General features: G+C 45.4%; 1 protein-coding gene. It reads right to left on the bottom strand.

Features of this window, described 5'->3' with window-relative positions; all coding sequences use genetic code 11:
• Nucleotides 1-577, bottom strand: a 577-nt coding sequence (locus KHA90_RS25150; protein WP_244860609.1) for a condensation domain-containing protein, incomplete at both ends; no start/stop codon positions are given.

Genomic DNA, 577 nt, shown 5'->3' with positions numbered 1-577 from the left:
CAAGGCTATTGTAAAGTTGTACGATCTCTGAGAGCAATAGCTCCATCGACCAGCCATCGGCTATAATATGGTGAAGGGAGAGTAAAAATACATACTGGTCCTGCTTTTGCTTCAGCAATGATCCACGGATAAGTGGTCCATTGGCAAGGTCAAACAGCTCGTTGTTTTTTTGATGCAAACTCGCTAAAATTGCTTCCTGCTGGTTTTTATGTGAACTGAAGTCTTCGTGACTGATCCTGAAGTTTACCTGGTCTTCGGGAAGGATGTACTGACGGATCTCATTTTGTTCATTGGTCCTGAAAACCGTGCGAAGGATTTCATGGCGTGCGATAAGCGCCCGGAACGAGGCTTCGAACTCTCTCTGATCTATATGACCGCTAAGGATAACTGCGGCAGGCATGTTATAAGCCAAAGATCCCTGATCGAGCTGGCTTAATATCCATAAACGATGCTGTGAGGCAGTAAGGGCATAAGAATCTGATTCTTGTATTCTTGCTATTGGTTCATAACTTCCTCCCTGCTGATCTTCTTCAAGAACCTCAGACACACCGGCGATGGTGGGATGGGTGAAAAACGT

This window comes from Flavobacterium psychroterrae (assembly GCF_018380615.1).
GTDB classification, from domain to species: Bacteria; Bacteroidota; Bacteroidia; order Flavobacteriales; family Flavobacteriaceae; genus Flavobacterium; species Flavobacterium psychroterrae.
This window is presented reverse-complemented; position numbering and strand designations above follow the sequence as displayed.